Annotated in this window: 12 protein-coding genes; 11 read left to right on the plus strand and 1 reads right to left on the minus strand. The window is 35.7% G+C overall.

Going from position 1 to position 17,159, the window contains the following annotated elements; translation table 11 throughout:
• Complete coding sequence (locus EZV73_RS12795) at positions 1-1,488, minus strand: glycosyltransferase family 39 protein (RefSeq protein WP_240840722.1); 1,488 nt, start codon at positions 1,486-1,488, stop codon at positions 1-3.
• Between the two features lie 232 nt (positions 1,489-1,720).
• On the opposite strand from EZV73_RS12795, the gene EZV73_RS12800 reads away from it, so the two are divergent.
• The 11 genes from EZV73_RS12800 to EZV73_RS12850 all read left to right on the plus strand — a co-directional run bounded on the left by EZV73_RS12800 (position 1,721) and on the right by EZV73_RS12850 (position 17,158).
• Positions 1,721-3,541 (plus strand): rhodanese-like domain-containing protein, encoded by a 1,821-nt coding sequence (locus EZV73_RS12800; protein WP_240840723.1) that lies wholly within the window; start codon positions 1,721-1,723, stop codon positions 3,539-3,541.
• Positions 3,542-3,586: 45 nt separating this feature from the next.
• Positions 3,587-4,486 carry a sulfurtransferase gene (locus EZV73_RS12805; RefSeq protein ID WP_240840724.1) on the plus strand — a complete coding sequence of 300 codons (900 nt, stop codon included), beginning with the start codon at positions 3,587-3,589 and terminating at the stop codon, positions 4,484-4,486.
• A 63-nt stretch (positions 4,487-4,549) separates the two neighbouring features.
• Positions 4,550-5,584 carry an aminotransferase class V-fold PLP-dependent enzyme gene (locus tag EZV73_RS12810; RefSeq protein WP_240840725.1) on the plus strand — a complete coding sequence of 345 codons (1,035 nt, stop codon included), beginning with the start codon at positions 4,550-4,552 and terminating at the stop codon, positions 5,582-5,584.
• Positions 5,577-6,509, plus strand: coding sequence for a dTDP-glucose 4,6-dehydratase (locus EZV73_RS12815; RefSeq protein WP_240840726.1), 933 nt, complete (start codon positions 5,577-5,579; stop codon positions 6,507-6,509). Before EZV73_RS12810 ends, EZV73_RS12815 begins: the two co-directional genes overlap by 8 nt.
• Positions 6,510-6,521: 12 nt before the next feature.
• A complete protein-coding gene (locus EZV73_RS12820) occupies positions 6,522-7,484 on the plus strand; it encodes a TAXI family TRAP transporter solute-binding subunit (protein ID WP_330637084.1) in 963 nt (320 codons plus the stop codon).
• Positions 7,468-7,899, plus strand: coding sequence for a hypothetical protein (locus EZV73_RS12825; protein WP_240840728.1), 432 nt, complete (start codon positions 7,468-7,470; stop codon positions 7,897-7,899). The genes EZV73_RS12820 and EZV73_RS12825 overlap by 17 nt, the downstream gene beginning before the upstream one ends.
• Positions 7,896-10,283: an EAL domain-containing protein gene (locus EZV73_RS12830; RefSeq protein WP_240840729.1), complete on the plus strand. Its 2,388-nt coding sequence runs from the start codon at positions 7,896-7,898 to the stop codon at positions 10,281-10,283. The genes EZV73_RS12825 and EZV73_RS12830 overlap by 4 nt, the downstream gene beginning before the upstream one ends.
• Positions 10,284-10,391: 108 nt before the next feature.
• Positions 10,392-11,186 (plus strand): helix-turn-helix domain-containing protein, encoded by a 795-nt coding sequence (locus EZV73_RS12835; RefSeq protein ID WP_240840730.1) that lies wholly within the window; start codon positions 10,392-10,394, stop codon positions 11,184-11,186.
• The gene (locus tag EZV73_RS12840) at positions 11,179-14,367 is read left to right on the plus strand and encodes an efflux RND transporter permease subunit (RefSeq protein WP_240840731.1); all 3,189 of its coding nucleotides are present in this window, start codon (positions 11,179-11,181) and stop codon (positions 14,365-14,367) included. Before EZV73_RS12835 ends, EZV73_RS12840 begins: the two co-directional genes overlap by 8 nt.
• Complete coding sequence (locus tag EZV73_RS12845; protein WP_240840732.1) at positions 14,364-15,431, plus strand: efflux RND transporter periplasmic adaptor subunit; 1,068 nt, start codon at positions 14,364-14,366, stop codon at positions 15,429-15,431. Before EZV73_RS12840 ends, EZV73_RS12845 begins: the two co-directional genes overlap by 4 nt.
• A 20-nt stretch (positions 15,432-15,451) precedes the next feature.
• A complete protein-coding gene (locus EZV73_RS12850; protein ID WP_240840733.1) occupies positions 15,452-17,158 on the plus strand; it encodes a DegV family protein in 1,707 nt (568 codons plus the stop codon).
• Position 17,159 lies beyond the last annotated feature (1 nt).

Here is a 17,159-nt window from a genome sequence, read left to right on the forward strand (position 1 = left end):
CTAGTTTTGACTAGGCACTTTGTATATGTCTATCTTCCATGGATAAGTATTGACGTATCTTGCGATCCTCATACCATAGGTCTTGGATTCAAAGGAGTCCACGAGTTTACATGTTTCAAGATATTTGACCATGCTATCGTAGTAAGGCAGTGGTCCGTATAAGATATCCCACTTTGGGGATGTCTTTTTTATATAGGACATTTCTTCTGGAAGGATGATGTAATCTATATCATGCTTTTCTATATAAGCTTCAAAGTCTTCAATATACCATAAGTTCCTATAATCGATGAGCTGACCATTGTCTAAATGATAGTCAAGGTTCAGATTGCCAAGGACTTTACCTTCAAGTTGAAGATGATCTTTCAAAAGCCCATAATCATCATTTTTTATCTTAATGTCTGACCATGAGTTGTTCACAGTTAGAATTAAGACAAATGCTAGAAGAACGTATTTGTACTTAAATGAATGAATCAGCTGTAAATAAAAGAGTCCGTTGAACAAGAGGACAAATATAACAGCCGTTTGATTGTACCTGCCTATAATCATAAGACCAATGTTGATGGCAAGAACCATTAAAAATGATGAGGCAAAGTCTTTCTTTTTAAGGACGGCATAAATTCCTGGCAGGAGACTTATGACCATTAAGATGATATCAGGCTTAATATTATAAAGCTGATAGGTACCACCTATTTCCTTAAATAATTTGACATAGTAGAGATAGAAGCCACTTAATCTTGAATATTCAAAGTTTACGACACCAAGACTTTCGCCAAAGGCCATATAATCTGCGATAAAGTTTGGATTTAGTAAAAAACTGAATATGACAAACATGAGCGCGAATAGACCTGTAGTGACAATGAGTTTGACTAAATCACGAAAACGGGTTTCTCTTATATATATTTTATAGAGGTAAACAAGTCCTATACCAAGGGCAATTAGTAGGCTGTTTGGATGGACGCCGACAGCTAAGCCAATAAGGCAGCCTGTTAAAATCGGTTTTGCCTTTTCTATGTTCAAATAGTAAGTGATGACCATAACCATCATGATGATACTTTCCTGTCTTGCTATGTGAGAGACATATACAAATTGAATATGACAGGCAACAATTACAAGCATCAGTATGTTTTCAAATTCTCTGATGCCTCTTTTGTCTAGTATCTTATGTAAAAAATAGAGTGAAACTGTAGAAGCTGTCAGTGATAAAAGTCTGACGGAAAAAACAGAATAACCAAATAAGTTGATAAAGATTATCTGTAAGCCTGTAAACACACTTCTTAAGCCATGAACAGCTCTGGGATATTCAATGAAGAATGTTTCAGATGTTTTAAAGCCAACTTCCATAACTTGTCTTGAAAAACCGCTCAGCCATGATTCATCTGAATGGATAAATGGGAATTTGGTTAAGAAGACCAGGTTGATGATAAAAAAGATTGTTAAAAAAATATATATATCATATTTTCTAATATACTTTTTGATATTATTTTTCATTGTGTGAATTATATCCTTTCATGATGTGTTCTATCCCTATTATAACGCATTTTAAGCGGTTTTTAAGGTACTTGTTAACGAAAACCAATATGAAGTATAAGTAAATCTGATAGCTAAATCACTTTGTCATAAGTTATAATAATATTAGAACGTTGTTTAATTTTTAACAATGTATAACTTACAACAATCTCACAACTGATGTAGGTTACTCAAAAGTTAATAGGAGGGTCATATGAAATTGAATAAGAGAATTCTCAGTTTTTTACTGGTATTCGTCTTGGTATTCTCATTTGTTGCTTGTTCAGACAACAGTGAAAACAACGCTGGTTTTGTCGTAGAAAATGAAGAGAATAATTCAGCTGCAACTGAAACAGAAACGGCTACTGAAACAGCTACAGAAACTGAAACTGAAACTGAAGCTGAAGCAGGTGCATTAGAAGCTGCAGTTAATAACTACTTTGCTAATTTACCAGATCATATTTACAAAATCAGCCAAGTTGAGTTTGTAGAAATGGTTAAGAATGGTGAAGACATGTTTGTAATCGATATGAGATCTGCAGATGATTATGCAAAAGGTCACATTGAAGGTGCTGTTAATATTTTATTCAACACAAACATGAGTGATTCATTAGCAGATATCCCACAGGATAAACCAGTATTTATTTACTGTTATTCAGGTCAAACTGCTGGTCAAGCTGTTGCGACATTAAACGTTGCAGGCATTAATGCAAGAAGTGTTAATTTAGGTTGGAACTTTGGTATTTCTAAAGTTGATGGTGTTGCAGATATTACTACAACTGAGCCAACTGAATTAGTAGCATTAGGTAACGATATTGATCCTGAAATTCAAGCAGCTGTTGATAAGTATTATGCTGACTTGGCAACTGCTAAAGGTACAGACTTTGGTGCTAACATCGTTTCTGAAGACAACTTCAAGAAGATGATGGACGAAGGTGCATCTTATTACTTATTATCAATTCGTCAACAAGACGCTTATGATAAAGCTCACATTCCTGGAGCTGAATTATTACCATATGGAAAAGGCATGCAAGAAGGCTTTGACATGATTCCTAAGGATGAAAAAGTTGTTGTTTACTGTTACTCAGGACAAACAGCTGGTCAAACTGTTGCAGCTTTAAGATTATTAGGCTACGATGCTGTATCACTAAAAGGTGGTATGGGTGTTGGTGCTAACGCACCATTAGGTTGGACAAACAAAGGTTTTGTTGTTGAATCTCCAACGACTAGAGCAGCTATGGACTACTTCAAGAACATGCCAGACCACATTTATAAAATTGGTCAAGCTGACTTCGTAGAAAAAGTAGCGAATGGCGATGATATGTTCATCATCGATATGAGATCTGCTGATGATTATGCAAAAGGTCATATCCAAGGTGCTGTAAACATCAACTTCAACTCAATGATGAGTGATAACTTATTAAATATTCCACAGGATAAAGAAGTTTTTATTTATTGTTATTCTGGTCAAACAGCTGGTCAAGCTGTAGCGACATTAAACATGGCTGGTATCAATGCTAGAAGCGTTAACTTAGGTTGGAACTTTGGTATTTCTAAAGTTGATGGTATTGCTGATGTAACTTCTACAGAGGCAGTAGAAATCGAAGCTTTAGGATTAGATATTGATCCTACTATCCAAGAAGCTATGGATGCTTACTATGCTGGTTTAGCAGAAGTTAAAGGTACAACTTACCAAAACTACATGGTATCAGAAGCTAATTTAAAGGAAATGGTAGACAACAAAGATGACTCTATCTATATCCTTTCAATCAGACAAGAAGATGTTTATGATGAAGGTCACATTGAAGGTGCAACTTTATTACCATTCTCAAATGAAATGGCTGAATCATTTAACATGTTACCAACAGATAAAACAGTTGTTGTTTACTGTTACTCAGGTCAAACTGCAGGTCAAACAGTTGCAGCATTAAGATTATTAGGATATGACGCTGTATCACTTAAGGGTGGTATGGGTGTAGGTTCCAATGCACCTCTTGGCTGGTCTAACCAAGGTTACCCAGTTGTAACAGAATAATAAACCTTTTAACAATCTCACACAATACGTTATGGAGGTTTAGAAATGAAATTTAGAAGCTTAAGCTTGGTCTTAGTACTTCTGATGGTCATTGGTTTAATGGCTTGTAATGATACATCATTTGATGATGCAATGAATGTAATCGAAGCAGAAGAAGTAGGTCAGGTATATTTAGATGGCAGTGTAATTGTTGTTGATGCCAGAGGCGAAGAAGCATACAATACACTTCATCTGAAAGATGCAATTTGTATAGATCCTAGTGAGCTATTGGTGGATAAACCAGTACCTGCTACAGTTGCTCCAAAAGCTAAAGTTCAAAGAGTTTTAAGTAAAAAAGGTATTACGAATGATTCTACTGTTTACATCTATGATGATAACGGTGGAGTAAATGCTTTTAGAATTTGGTGGACAATGAAGCTTTATGGTCATGAAGACGTAAAAGTTGTTAATGGCGGTTTTGAAGCACTTGGTAATTTAGGACTAACAGCAAGTACAAGTGAAACTGTTTTAGAGCCAGCTGAGTATGTAGCTAAGGATGCAGATGAGTCATTAATCATTGACTTTGAAGCACTTGAAGCAATCACTCAAGATGAAAACACCAATGTAAAAATCATTGATGTTCGTTCACCAGCTGAGTACGATGCAGGTAATATCCTAGGTTCAATATTGTATCCTCATAGCAACAACCTTTATAGTGATGGTACTTTTATGTCTGCAAGAGACATGTACTTATTCTATAAAGACAAGGGCTTTGAGAAAGATGATGAAATTGTTTTATACTGTAAATCTTCTTTTAGAGCGACACAAACAATGGCACTTTTAGAAGAAGCAGGTTTTACAAACATGAAGATTTACGATGGTGCATGGTTAGAGTGGGAAGCTAATGGTGGCGAAGCCGCTACGACTGATGACGCTGCACCAGTAACAGGACAAGATGGTTCTTGATTTATAAGCTCGTATTTATACGAGCTTTTCCTTTTTTGTAGTACAATGGATAAGAGGTAAGATATGATAAAATTTAACCAGATAAGGGAGTATGACATGAGCTTCCCTTTAAAAACAAAAGAGGTTTATAAGGAAATGATCTCGTCTCATTTGCCACATTTCGATGAATTTCATCTTGTTCATACATGTACTGCAGCACTAGAAATCGCAGCTTTGGCACTTGATATTAAAGAAGGAGATGAAGTCATCATGCCTTCATATACCTTTGTTTCTACAGCAAATGCTTTTGCTCTAAGAGGGGCTAAAATAGTTTTTTGCGATGTAGATGAAGATATGAATATCAAACTAGACCAAGTTGAGGCATTGATAACACCTAAAACGAAGGCTGTCGTGCCTGTCCACTATGGAGGTGCATCTTGTGACATGTTTGACTTATCTGATATATGTAAGAAAAATAATATATATTTGATAGAGGATGCAGCTCAGGCTCTTGGTTCTTATTACAAGGAAAAAGCTTTAGGTACATTTGGCCACATGGCTTGCTTTTCTTTTCATGAAACAAAAAACATCCACGCTTATGAGGGTGGTATGTTGGTAGTCAACGATTCGACTTTTGCAGTAAAAGTAGATAATATCATTCATGAAGGGACTGATAAGACGGCTTTTAGAAAAGGTCAAGTAGCCAATTATACATGGCAGGCTCTAGGATCGTCTTACGAGATGGATATTCTCAGGATGGCCTATTTATCAGAAAGTTTAAAGGATCTTGATAAGGTTACAGAGATAAGAAGAGGGATTGTAAAAAGCTATCAATCTTCTTTAGATGGCTATAAAAGGACCGATCATAATGGCCACTTGTTTTATTTGCTTGTAAAAAATCGTTCTGATTTTATAGATTATATGTTGTCAAATGACATAGAGTGCTTCAGTCATTATGAACCCCTACATAGATCCTGTGCTGGAAAAAAGTATGGAAGCCACGGCCTTATGACGGGGACAAACTTGGCAGATCATCTTGTAAGGTTGCCGGTTCATACCCATTTGACAGATGAAGACATAGATAAGATTATTAAGAAAGTAAAGGCCTACAATGAGTAAAATTTTAGTAACGGGTGGAGCTGGATTTATAGGTTCTTATTTCGTTAAGGAAATGAAAGAACATGATATTGTGGTACTGGACAAGTTAACCTATGCCAGCGACCTAGACAGAATAAAAGATGAGTCCCATATGACATTTGTTGAAGGAGACATCTGTGATAAAGCCGGCTTAGACATTTTATTCAACACATATGACTTCGATATAGTCGTTAATTTCGCTGCAGAAAGTCATGTAGATAAAAGTATAGAAGATGCCAGTCAATTTATTATGACCAATGTTTTCGGTGTACAAGTTTTAATGGATGTATGTAGAAAACACTGGCATAAGAAGGGCTTATTTATACAGATTTCTACGGATGAGGTTTATGGTCCTAGTGGAGGTGAGGATTTTGATGAAACTACTCCTCTTAATCCTAAAAATCCTTATGCAGCATCAAAGGCAGCTGCGGAACATTTGATTAAGGCTTATGAAAATACTTATGATTTTCCAAGCATCATCACGCGTTCTTCTAATAATTATGGTTTTTCTCAACACAAGGAGAAGTTGATACCAAAAACTTTGGATAATATTTTTCACCATCGCCCCATTGGGCTTTATGGTGATGGTCTACAAGAAAGGTGCTGGCTACATGTTAAAGACCATGTAAAGGCAATAAGAAAAGTCCTTGAAGAGGGAAGGCCACATGAAATCTATAATATTTCAGGTAAAAGCCGACTGACCAATTTGGACATGGTTAAAACCATCATCAAGGCATTTAAAAAGCAAGGATTTGTCTATAAGGGAGAAATTGAGTTTATAACAGATCGTCCTGGACATGATACGTCTTACAGAATGACAGACCACAAACTTGGCTATGAAAAGAAGATTGATATGAATGATGGTTTAAATGAAATCGTCTCATTATTTATGAATCAAAATAAGTAAAATGGGTATAAAATCAGTAATCGGAGGTTTTTTATGAAACGATTGATATTATTGATTATACTCATTTTTTTATTTGGCTGCTCTAATCAGGTCATAGAGCTGGATTTTGCAACCGGCGGTGTTGGTGGTGTTTACTATCCACTGGGGTCTACCATAGCAGAACTTATCAGTGATAATGTTGATAATGTGCTTGTAAATGCTTATACAGGCAATGCATCGGTTTCCAACACGAACTTGATACATGAGGGTGAAATCGAAATGGCTCTTGTTCAAAGTAATGTAGCCAATTGGGCAAGAGAAGGCATAGACACTTTTGAAGCACCAGTAGAAGAAATCTATGCTGTTGCCAGCCTTTATTCTGAAGTCATCCAAGTTGTTGTAAGGGCGGATGCAGAAATTGAATCTTTTGAAGATTTAAGAGGTGAACACATCAGTCTTGGTAAGATTGATAGTGGTAATTATTTTGATGCAGTTAATATTTTAAAAGCACATGATATAGAGTTAAAGGACATTCACAGTCATAATCTTACTTTCAGTGAATCCTTCGATATGCTTGTAAATGGTGAAATAGACGCAGTATTTCTTACGAGTGGTATTCCAACTTCTAGTGTGACGCTAATCAGCAGTAAGATTGATATTAGACTCCTTGGCATTGATGAAGAAACTTTACAAAGCATCATTGAAGACTTCTCATTTTATACAAGAGAAATCATACCTGCTAAAACCTATCTAGGCCAAGAAAAAGATATTATCACACTTTCTACTAGAGCTTTATGGGTATGTCATGAATCTGTAGACGAAGAGATTGTATATGAGTCTTTAAAGGGGTTTTATCAGTCCCATGAGGATTTGAGAAACAGTCATAAGAGCTTGAGAGGTGAATCTTTGAATACAGCATTAGACGGTATTGCTATACCTTTACATCCAGGTGCTAAAAAGTATTACAAGGAGATGAATTTTGAAGTGGATGATTAGTGTCTTAATTGTGGTTCTTTTGATGCCTGTTAAAGTGGTCTACATTGAATCAGATGGTGTAGATATGCTTACGCTTAATAGGCCTAAGGAGATAATTTTAAAGCAGTATCACTCAGTCAGTTTAACGAACATTGAATCAGTTCTACTAGCAGATAAAGATGGCATATATATTAAGTCAGTATCCTTTAAAGACCAAGCTGGCGCAGGCATGCCTAATCCTAATATAATGGTTCATACAAATAAATTTGAAGGTAGTGTGGATCAAAAGCTTGATCTACCTGTTAGATTTATAGAAGGCAGCAGCAATGCCCTTGAAAGTCCTAACTTAAAGGTAGACTTTGATGGTGGTGGCTCACTTGATATAAAACGTACCAGTATATTATTGATATTACTTGACAGAATGGGTGTTATATGAAATTTAAATGGACTTTATTCAGAAAAATACAACTCGGCTTAACAGGTGTCCTACTCATGGTCTTTATTATCATGCAATTAACCATGTCTTACTTTATAAGAGAAGCGGTTTCTAGAAATGAAGAGCAGATTTCTATTCAAACAGCTGTCCTGCTACAAAAGAACTTGGGTGTTGTATTTAATGATGCCATTGAAAGTCTTCAGTTTTTAGAAAATCATTATTATGATGTTTCTAGAGGGGATATGGAAATCGATAGAGACCTCTTTCAACTAACTGAAATTAAGGGGTCTATTCGTAATGCATTTGTAATTTATAATGATGGTTCCTTTATACTAAAGCCAGAGGCAAAAATTCCAATAGATTTTGATCCGAGAACACGTGATTATTACAAGGCTGCTTATGAATCTAGACAGATACATTGGAGTCAGCCCTATGTAGATATGGCGACTAAAGAACTGGTTATAACAAGTGCCATGTACATTCAATTTCAGGATATAGATGGCGTTATAGGTGTTGATATAAATCTAAATGAAATTCCAAATATTTTAAGTGCGTCTCAGATTGGAGAGACCGGTTATAGTCTACTTGTAAGTGAAGACAATAGGATCATTGCCGATTCAAACTTGGATTTAATCGACAGACCACTTGACGTTATTAATGATCCTGAGTTTTTAGAGATGGATTTAATTACAGGCATTGCGGCTACAAATAAGGGAACTTATTATTTAAGACGAATCAATCAGTCCAATATGAGATTGATCTCCTTTTTACCTCATAGTGATGTGTCAAGGAGCGTCAGTTTTTCAACAAGGATGGTATCTGTTCTTTTATTAATTGCTTTTTTCCTAAGTTCCATTTTAACTTATTTGATTACTCGTAGAATCATCAAGCCAATCAAAAGATTAGAAGAGACCATGAAGGTTTCTGAAACATCAGATATGATGATTGCTTTAGAGCTTAATACCAATGATGAAATCAACACATTGATCACTGGTTATAACACACTTGCTGAACATGTGAATCAACAAAATGAAGAACTGATCACACTATCTAATGAATTGATTGAATCGGAAAAAGAACTTCAAAAGCAGTACGACAAGGTTTCTGAGCTTGCCTATACAGACCATTTAACTGGCCTGCCAAATAGGGTGAGGTTTGAAGAAGAGACCAAACGTTACATTAGAGATGAAGAAGATTTCGCCATGATGTACATGGATTTGGACAACTTTAAATACATCAACGATACCTATGGCCATAATTATGGTGATGTTGTCTTACAGATTATCAGTAAGAGAATCAAGGATTGTTGTGTAAAGAATCACTTTTCCTCAAGAATATCAGGGGATGAATTTGCCATATTGACCAAACATGTGTCAGAAGAAAAACTCAGTCAAATGGCTTTGAAATTATTAGAGACCATTAGTAAACCTATTTATTACAATGAACTTGAGTTTACTATAACAGGCACCATAGGTATCAGCCAGTACCCTTATGATGGGAAAAACTATGAGGATCTGCTTTCGAATGCTGATATTGCTGTGCATGAAGCCAAATCTCTGTCTAAAAACCATTATCTTATTTTCTCGACAGACCTAAGAGATGATATGTTAAATCGTGTCATATTAGAAAACCAACTGTTAAGTGCCATAACCAATGATGAGTTGTATTTGTCTTATCAACCACTCATAGACTTTAAGAGTAAAAAGGTTTATGGCTTTGAAGCACTATGTAGATGGGAAAATTCACAACTGGGTTTTGTTTCACCAGAAGTATTTATACCACTGGCTGAAAAAACTTTGCTCATCAACTCCATAGGCCAGTTTGTCTTAGATGAAGCCATTCGATTTGGTGCAGAACTCAATAAAGAGACAGGTAGATTTTATGAGATGAATGTCAACGTTTCATTGCTGGAACTTCACCAGGAAGGCTTTGTTGATCAAGTTGTAAGGACTCTAGAAAAGTACCACTTCCCAAGTGAGTTTTTAAACATTGAACTTACAGAATCCGTTGCATCGGATTCATCTGTTACCATTAGACAAAGAATAGATAAACTTAGGATGTTGGGCATCGGCTTATCCATTGATGATTTTGGGTCAGGTTATTCATCACTTAATCAACTGACCAAAATAAATGTCACTCATTTGAAAATTGACAGATTGCTAATCGTAGAAGCATCTAAAGACCAAGCGGTTTATCAGCTATTAAGAGGTATTGTTGAGTTTGCCCATATCATTGATTTAAAGGTTATAGCAGAAGGTATTGAAGATAAACATATGGAAATGCTTATGCTAAAAATGAATATTGACTATGCTCAGGGGTATTTATACTCCAAACCAATAAGAGATCATGAAGTATATGATTACTTAGAAGTCACTAAAGATTAACATCCTTCGGGATGTTTTTTTTGAGGTATTTCGTTTTGAAATAATTATTATCACATTTTGTGTTTAGATTTAATTATACTGGGTAGGTATAGATTAAGAGGTGGTCAAATGATTGGAAAAAGAATTAAGGAATTAAGAATATTAAAGCATATAAGTCAAAGTGAGCTGTCAAGAGCTTTGAATATGAAGCAATCAACAATAGCAAATTATGAAAAAGATACACGTTCTCCAAATTTAGAGACACTTATAGCACTTGCAAGCTACTTTGATGTGACATTAGATGACTTAGTGGGTAATGATTTAACAGGAACTGATATCGTAGGTTTATCTGATAAGTTTCTAGATTATTTACTTGTTGATGATATAGACAAGGCTAAATCGATTGCGCTTAGACTACTTAATCAGACGGACTTAAAAACTGTATACTTCAAGCTCTTTAGATACGCACTTACTAAACTTGGGTGGTTGTGGGAAGTTGGTGAAATCACCATTTCCCAAGAACATGAAACAAGTTATGAAATTGCAAAGATGATTGGTCAACTTGAAGGCAAATCCAGTCTCCAAAATGACAAGAGCATCATAGGCATGGTGGCACCCGGTGAAAAACATACATTTGGTCTACAAATGCTTATGTCACTTCTAAAGGAAGATGGCTTCAAAACAAAATATATAGGTGAAGCGGTTCCTAAAGATGATTTAACTTCTTATATAAAAGAAGGCAGCTATGACTACTTGATTCTCTCTATTACAAACGAACTGTGGTTAGACAGATTAATGGACAGGATCAGTGGTCTAGATAAGATTAAGATTTGCATTGTAGGTTCTGGTGCTAAGAAGCTTGAACTTACTGGCATAGATACATTTGCCACTTATGAAGCATGTTTGGAGGCTTTAAATGGATAAAAAAGATATAGATGAAAGAAAAGCAAAAATAAATATCTTTGGAAAGACAGCTGGTCTCTTTATTGGTCAGTTTCAATTAACGATTTTAGTGATACTACTAATCACGGCCATAGGTATATCTGGACTCTTAAATTTACCAAAAGAATCATTACCTGAGATTGTTTTTCCATCTATTACTGTTCAAACTTTCTTCCTTGGAGCTAGTCCTGAGGATGTAGAGAGTTTGGTAACAGAGAAAATAGAAAACAAAGTGAAGGATTTTGATGACATAGAAAGTCTTGAGTCTGAGTCTAGTTTCGGCTTGTCCATTGTTTCTATTAGTTTCAATGAAGGCGTTGATATCAATCAGAAAAAAATTGAAATTGATAATGCCTTAAGAGAAATCTCTTTTTCAGATGGGGTCTCAGATCCAAAAACTTTGATATTTACAACATCAGAAATACCGCTTATGAATATCAGTGTTGTAGGGAATTATCCACTGTCAGAACTGACTGCGATTACTGAGGAATTAGCAAATGAGATAGAGGCTGTAAGAGGTGTGGATTCCGTTTCGATTGCTGGAGATGTGGAAAGAGAAATTGAAGTGGTTATGAATGAATTTCAGATGATGAAATACAATATAACCTTTAACGATGTGAAAAATGCTCTTCAGGGTAAGAACTTTTCAGCACCTATAGGAGAGTTATCACTTAATGGTGTCAGATACAACTTAAGAGTGGATGAAAGATATACAGCCATTGATGAGATTGAAAATACATTGATTAAAAACAACATCTACATCAAAGATATTGCCAGCGTTGTTGATGGCCTTAAGGAGATCTCTACTTACAATAGAACTTATATCAAAGGTGAAGAAGTTTTGCCGTCACTTTTCATTACTGTAAATAGAAAGGTAGCCAGTGATGTCATCGGTACAAGTGATGATGTGAAAGAGCTTTTAGAGACAACAAAAGTTTTGCCTATAGATGTCAATGTATATGTTTCTAATGATCTATCTAAAAATGTACAAAGTGATTTAGATAATATTCAAGATTCGGCTTGGTCTGGCCTTTTGGTTGTTATTGTTGTTTTGTTTTTATTCATAGGTTTTAAGGAATCTATCATTGTATCTCTTACCATACCACTTTCTTTACTAGGTACCTTAGGTTTGTTATCTTTATTTGATATTACCTTTAACACCTTTGCAATATTGGGTTTAATTGTTGCTCTTGGTTTACTAGTAGACAACTCCATTATTGTCATGGAAAACATAGACCGCTTAAGGAAAAAAGGATTCACTGCAAATGAAGCTGCACTTTATGGTACTAACCAAGTTGGTTTGCCGATTTCATCAGCAACCTTAACGACATTGGCTGCATTTTTCCCTTTAGCCATTCTACCAGGTATACTGGGCGCTTTTGTCTCAACGATACCAAAGACCATAATGATCACCATATCCGTATCTTTGTTGGTATCACTTGTGATCACACCAAGTCTGTCTTCTAAGATACTTAAGATGAAAAAAAGGGTACATTTAAATAAGTTTGTAAGAATTGTCCTAGGAACTGGTTTAGTTACTCTACTAAGTTATCTTGCATTTAGAGATATAGACAATGTAATGATTACGTACATCATGACCGGCTTGTTTTCTCTCTTGATGCTTCTAAGGATGATTTTTTTAACAGATAAAGGCTTAGAAGAGACCAGACTTACCAGAAGCTACAGCAAGTTGATAGGATGGATTATTAAGAAGAAAAGAAGAACTGTACTTGTTCTATTTATTGGATTTTCTGTATTGGGTCTGAGTATTATGAGTATCACTTCTGGACTTTTGAAGATTTCTTTTTTCCCAAAAGGAGAACCAACATCACTTAACATACTTATAGACACACCTGGTGGCACAACTTTAGAAGATACAGGGAGCATAACAGGTCAACTGGAAACTTACCTAAAAGAAATAGAAGAAGTCACACAATTTTCAACAACCATTGGTGGTACTGAAATAGATTCAAGCAGAATTTCTGTTGAGTTAGACACCAGCAAGCGATCGGGCTTTGATATTCTCAACCAGGTAGAAGAATTGTCCAAGAAGATTCCTGGTGCAACTATTTCTATTCAAACAGTTGTAACGGGACCTCCTGTCGGTAAACCTATTGTTATTAGAATCTTAAGCGATGATTTAAGAGGGGCAGATGTCTTTTCAAAAGAAGTTGCAACAAATCTAAAAGGCATTCCTGGTGTCTACAACGTTGAATCAAGCGTATCTGTTGGTGTGCCAGAAATACTGATAGATATCAATGAAAATAAGGGTCTTAACTATGGTATATCGCCAGTTCAAATTACCAATCAGCTGAGAGGTGAAATAACTGGAGTTGAAGCTACAAGTCTTAGAGAAAATGGCCAAGAAATTGATGTCATTTTAAGAAAAGATTTGAATCAAATCACTGATATCTCTCAAGTCGAAAATCTTTTTATAGCAACACCGCTCGGTAATATGCTGACGCTTTCGAGTTTTTCTGATATTAGCCTACAAAGCGGTTTGTCCAATATAACAAGAAAAGATGGTAAACGAGTAATTACCATAGAGGCTGATCTAAAAGAAGGTTACAACGTCAATGATGTGGTAAGTGAGTTTAGATCTTCAATTGATATTCCAAATGGTATTGAAATCAAGTATTCAGGTGATGTAGAAGGTATTGATCAGAATTTCGGCAACTTGTTTCAGAGTATGATTGTAGCTGTATTTCTAGTATTTATTATTTTAACCCTGCAGTTTAGGTCTATAGGCCAACCTTTCATTATCCTAACAACACTTCCAATGGCTTTTATAGGGGTCATATGGGGATTGATTATAACAGGTAATGAGTTTGGATTTTATGCCTTTATGGGTTTGGTTGCTCTAATTGGTATAGCTGTAAATGATGCCATTGTACTAATTGATTATATCAACCAATTAAAAAGTCAAGGTTATACGATTATAGATGCCATCATAGAGGCTGGTGAAACCAGATTTAATCCAGTTTTGGCAACGACACTGACAACAATAAGTGGTGTATTACCACTGGCTTTTAAGGAGAGTTACTATGCTCAGTTCAGCTTCTCTTTGATCTTTGGTTTGATGGTAACTACCATTTTGACACTTATATTTATTCCAACCATTTATAGGTTGTTTAGCAAAAACAGAAAGGCGGTTAAGTCATGAAATACATTGTAATAATAATGATGACACTTTTAATATTAACCGGTTGTTCAACAGAAGCAAGACAAACAGAAAGTCCATCCCTGACAGCTGTTCATGCCGTTAATATGAAATATGACCAAGTTGAAAAAACATACATCAGTATTGGGGAAGCTGTTCCTAACAATCAAATAGATATTTATGCAACGGGTGATGTTGATTTGATCTTAAAATCTGTTGGTGAGCCGGTTATAAGTGATGAAACTTTACTTTTATTAGAAGATGATAATGTTACGGCATCTTATTTAGCGAGTGAAAGTCAGCTTAGAACCATTAGAGATAATCTAAAATCACAATACGATCAATCTAAGTTGGATTTTGAAAATCAAGACAAGTTGTTCACAGCTGGTATTATTACAAAATCACAGTATGACCAGTCTGAAAACCAAATGAATAGCCTGTACAGACAGTATCTAGATGCCAATACCAACTATAGGAATCAGGTTAAGAATCTAAAAGAGTCTGTAAATGACAAGGCTTTGGTAAGTCCTATCGATGGCACGGTTGCAGCTATATATGTCAGTGAAGGTGAAAGTCTTTCAAATCGCCTAGCTATTTCAGTGGTAGACAAATCTAAAGTCTTTATAAAAACCTTTATATCTAGTGATTTAAAGAGACTTCTGGAAATCGGTGATTCGGTTACCATCTATGTGGATGGCGATAGAGACGAGCCACATAAGGGCTTGATCTCTAAAATCAACGAGATACCGGATTCACAAACTAAGTTGTTTGAAATTCATATAGAAGCAGCAGACTCCTATGATTATATAATTGGTGAATATACTGAGATTGAATACATTGTATCTACTTATATGGCCTATATGGTGCCTACGAGCTCGATCGTTAGAAGCAACACAGAATCTTATGTTTATCTTTTAGAAGATGATTCTGTAGAAAAAGTGAGGGTGACAACAGGTCTATCAAAGGATGACTGGATAGAAGTAGGGGAAATTAATCAAGTGAAAAGAGTACTTATCAGAGGACAGAACAATGTTGTAGACGGTGAAAAGGTTCAAGAAATAGAATAGACATAATAAGAAGGTGGCTCATGAAAAAAGATAGGGTATTTACTGGCATCATTACAGGTGCCAAAGAGGTTATGAATCATAAAACACAGCTTAATAAAATCAATGTTTTTCCAGTCGCAGACGGTGATACTGGTAGCAATCTCTATTCAACTATGCAGAGTATTATTACACACTCAGAAGAAAAATCCACCTTGAAGTTGACCTTAAAATCAGTAGCTGAAGCGGCCCTTGTAGGCGCTAGAGGCAACTCCGGCATCATATTCGCTCAGTATTTCCAAGGTTTTTCAGAGGGGATTGATGAAGATGAAATGAATGAAAAGAATTTGTTAGACGCAAGCTTCAATGGTCTGAACTATGCTTATGATGCTGTTGAAGTCCCCGTTGAAGGGACCATACTAACCATCATGCGTGTCTTTCATGATGCATTAAGAGACTACGATTTTGATAGTTTCGAACAGTCATTAGAGAATGCTTATCATCATGTACTTCATGCTGTTGAAAAGACAACTGAACAGCTAAAAGTCCTTAAAAAGGCTTCTGTTGTAGATTCAGGTGCAAGAGGCTTTCAAATGTTTCTGAAGGGCTTCATCAAGGGCCTTAAGGGAGAACTTGTACTAGTGGAAGAAGAAAGCGTTCCTGAAATACAAGCTGTTCATGAGGATGATTTCAATTATAGATACTGTACGGAAGCTTTAATCAAAACAAAGGAAGAACATCTAAAAGACCTGATAGGATATCTGGGTGATTCTTTAATCGTAGCTGGAAATGACCATACTAAACGCGTTCATATTCATACAGATGAACCATCTAGGGTTTTTGACATACTTTCAAAAACCGGGACAATTTTAGAGCAGAAGGTAGACGATATGAAGTTGCAGTATGATATGGTTCACCATAGAAAGTACAAGCGTGTTATTGTAACTGACTCAATTGCAGATATACCTCTAGACATCCTTGATGAGGAGCAAGTTCAAATGATCCACCTTTCCTTGTTAATAGGGGAGGAATCTTATTTTGATAAATTAACCATAGAAAATGAACGTGTTTTAAGTCTGGCTCATTTAAAGCCGACATCAACTTTGCCGTCAGAAAAACAGATAAAAAACTTGTATCAATACCTTCAATCTTATTATGATGAAATTATTGTATTGTGTGTTTCAAGAGATTTAAGTGGAACGTATGGATTGATGAAAAGACTTGCTAAAGATCTAGACAATGTCCATGTTATTGATACCATGCAAAACTCTGTTGCCCAAGGTCTTCTTGTCCATCAGTGTATTGATTACTTAAAAGACGGCATGGCTACAAGTGAGATTTTACGTCATATATCTAAGGATATAGAAAACGCTAAAATCCTTGTGAAGGTAGATTCATTAGATCCTATGATACGTTCTGGTCGATTGAGTGTTAGGATGGGGTCGTTTGTAAAAAGAATAGGTATCAAGCCTATTGTTACTTTAAGAGATGGAAAGGGCTCGATTGAAACTGTCGGCCTTAATCGTAAAAAAGCACTCAAGAAACTTATATTACACGTAGAAAAGATCAAACACCGACATAAGATAAAGAAATTAGCCCTTTGTTATGTGGACGACTCATCAGAAATTCATGATTTAAGAAGGCAATTAGAATCCCTTGGTATTCAAGTGGATTATGTGGTTAAGTCTTCTGCAATCATTGCAAACGGTGCAGGTAAAGGTGCTCTTGCCCTTGCCTATATAAAGGAGTGAT

The organism is Acidaminobacter sp. JC074 (assembly GCF_022496765.1).
Classification (GTDB): Bacteria; Bacillota; Clostridia; order Peptostreptococcales; family Acidaminobacteraceae; genus JABXKX01.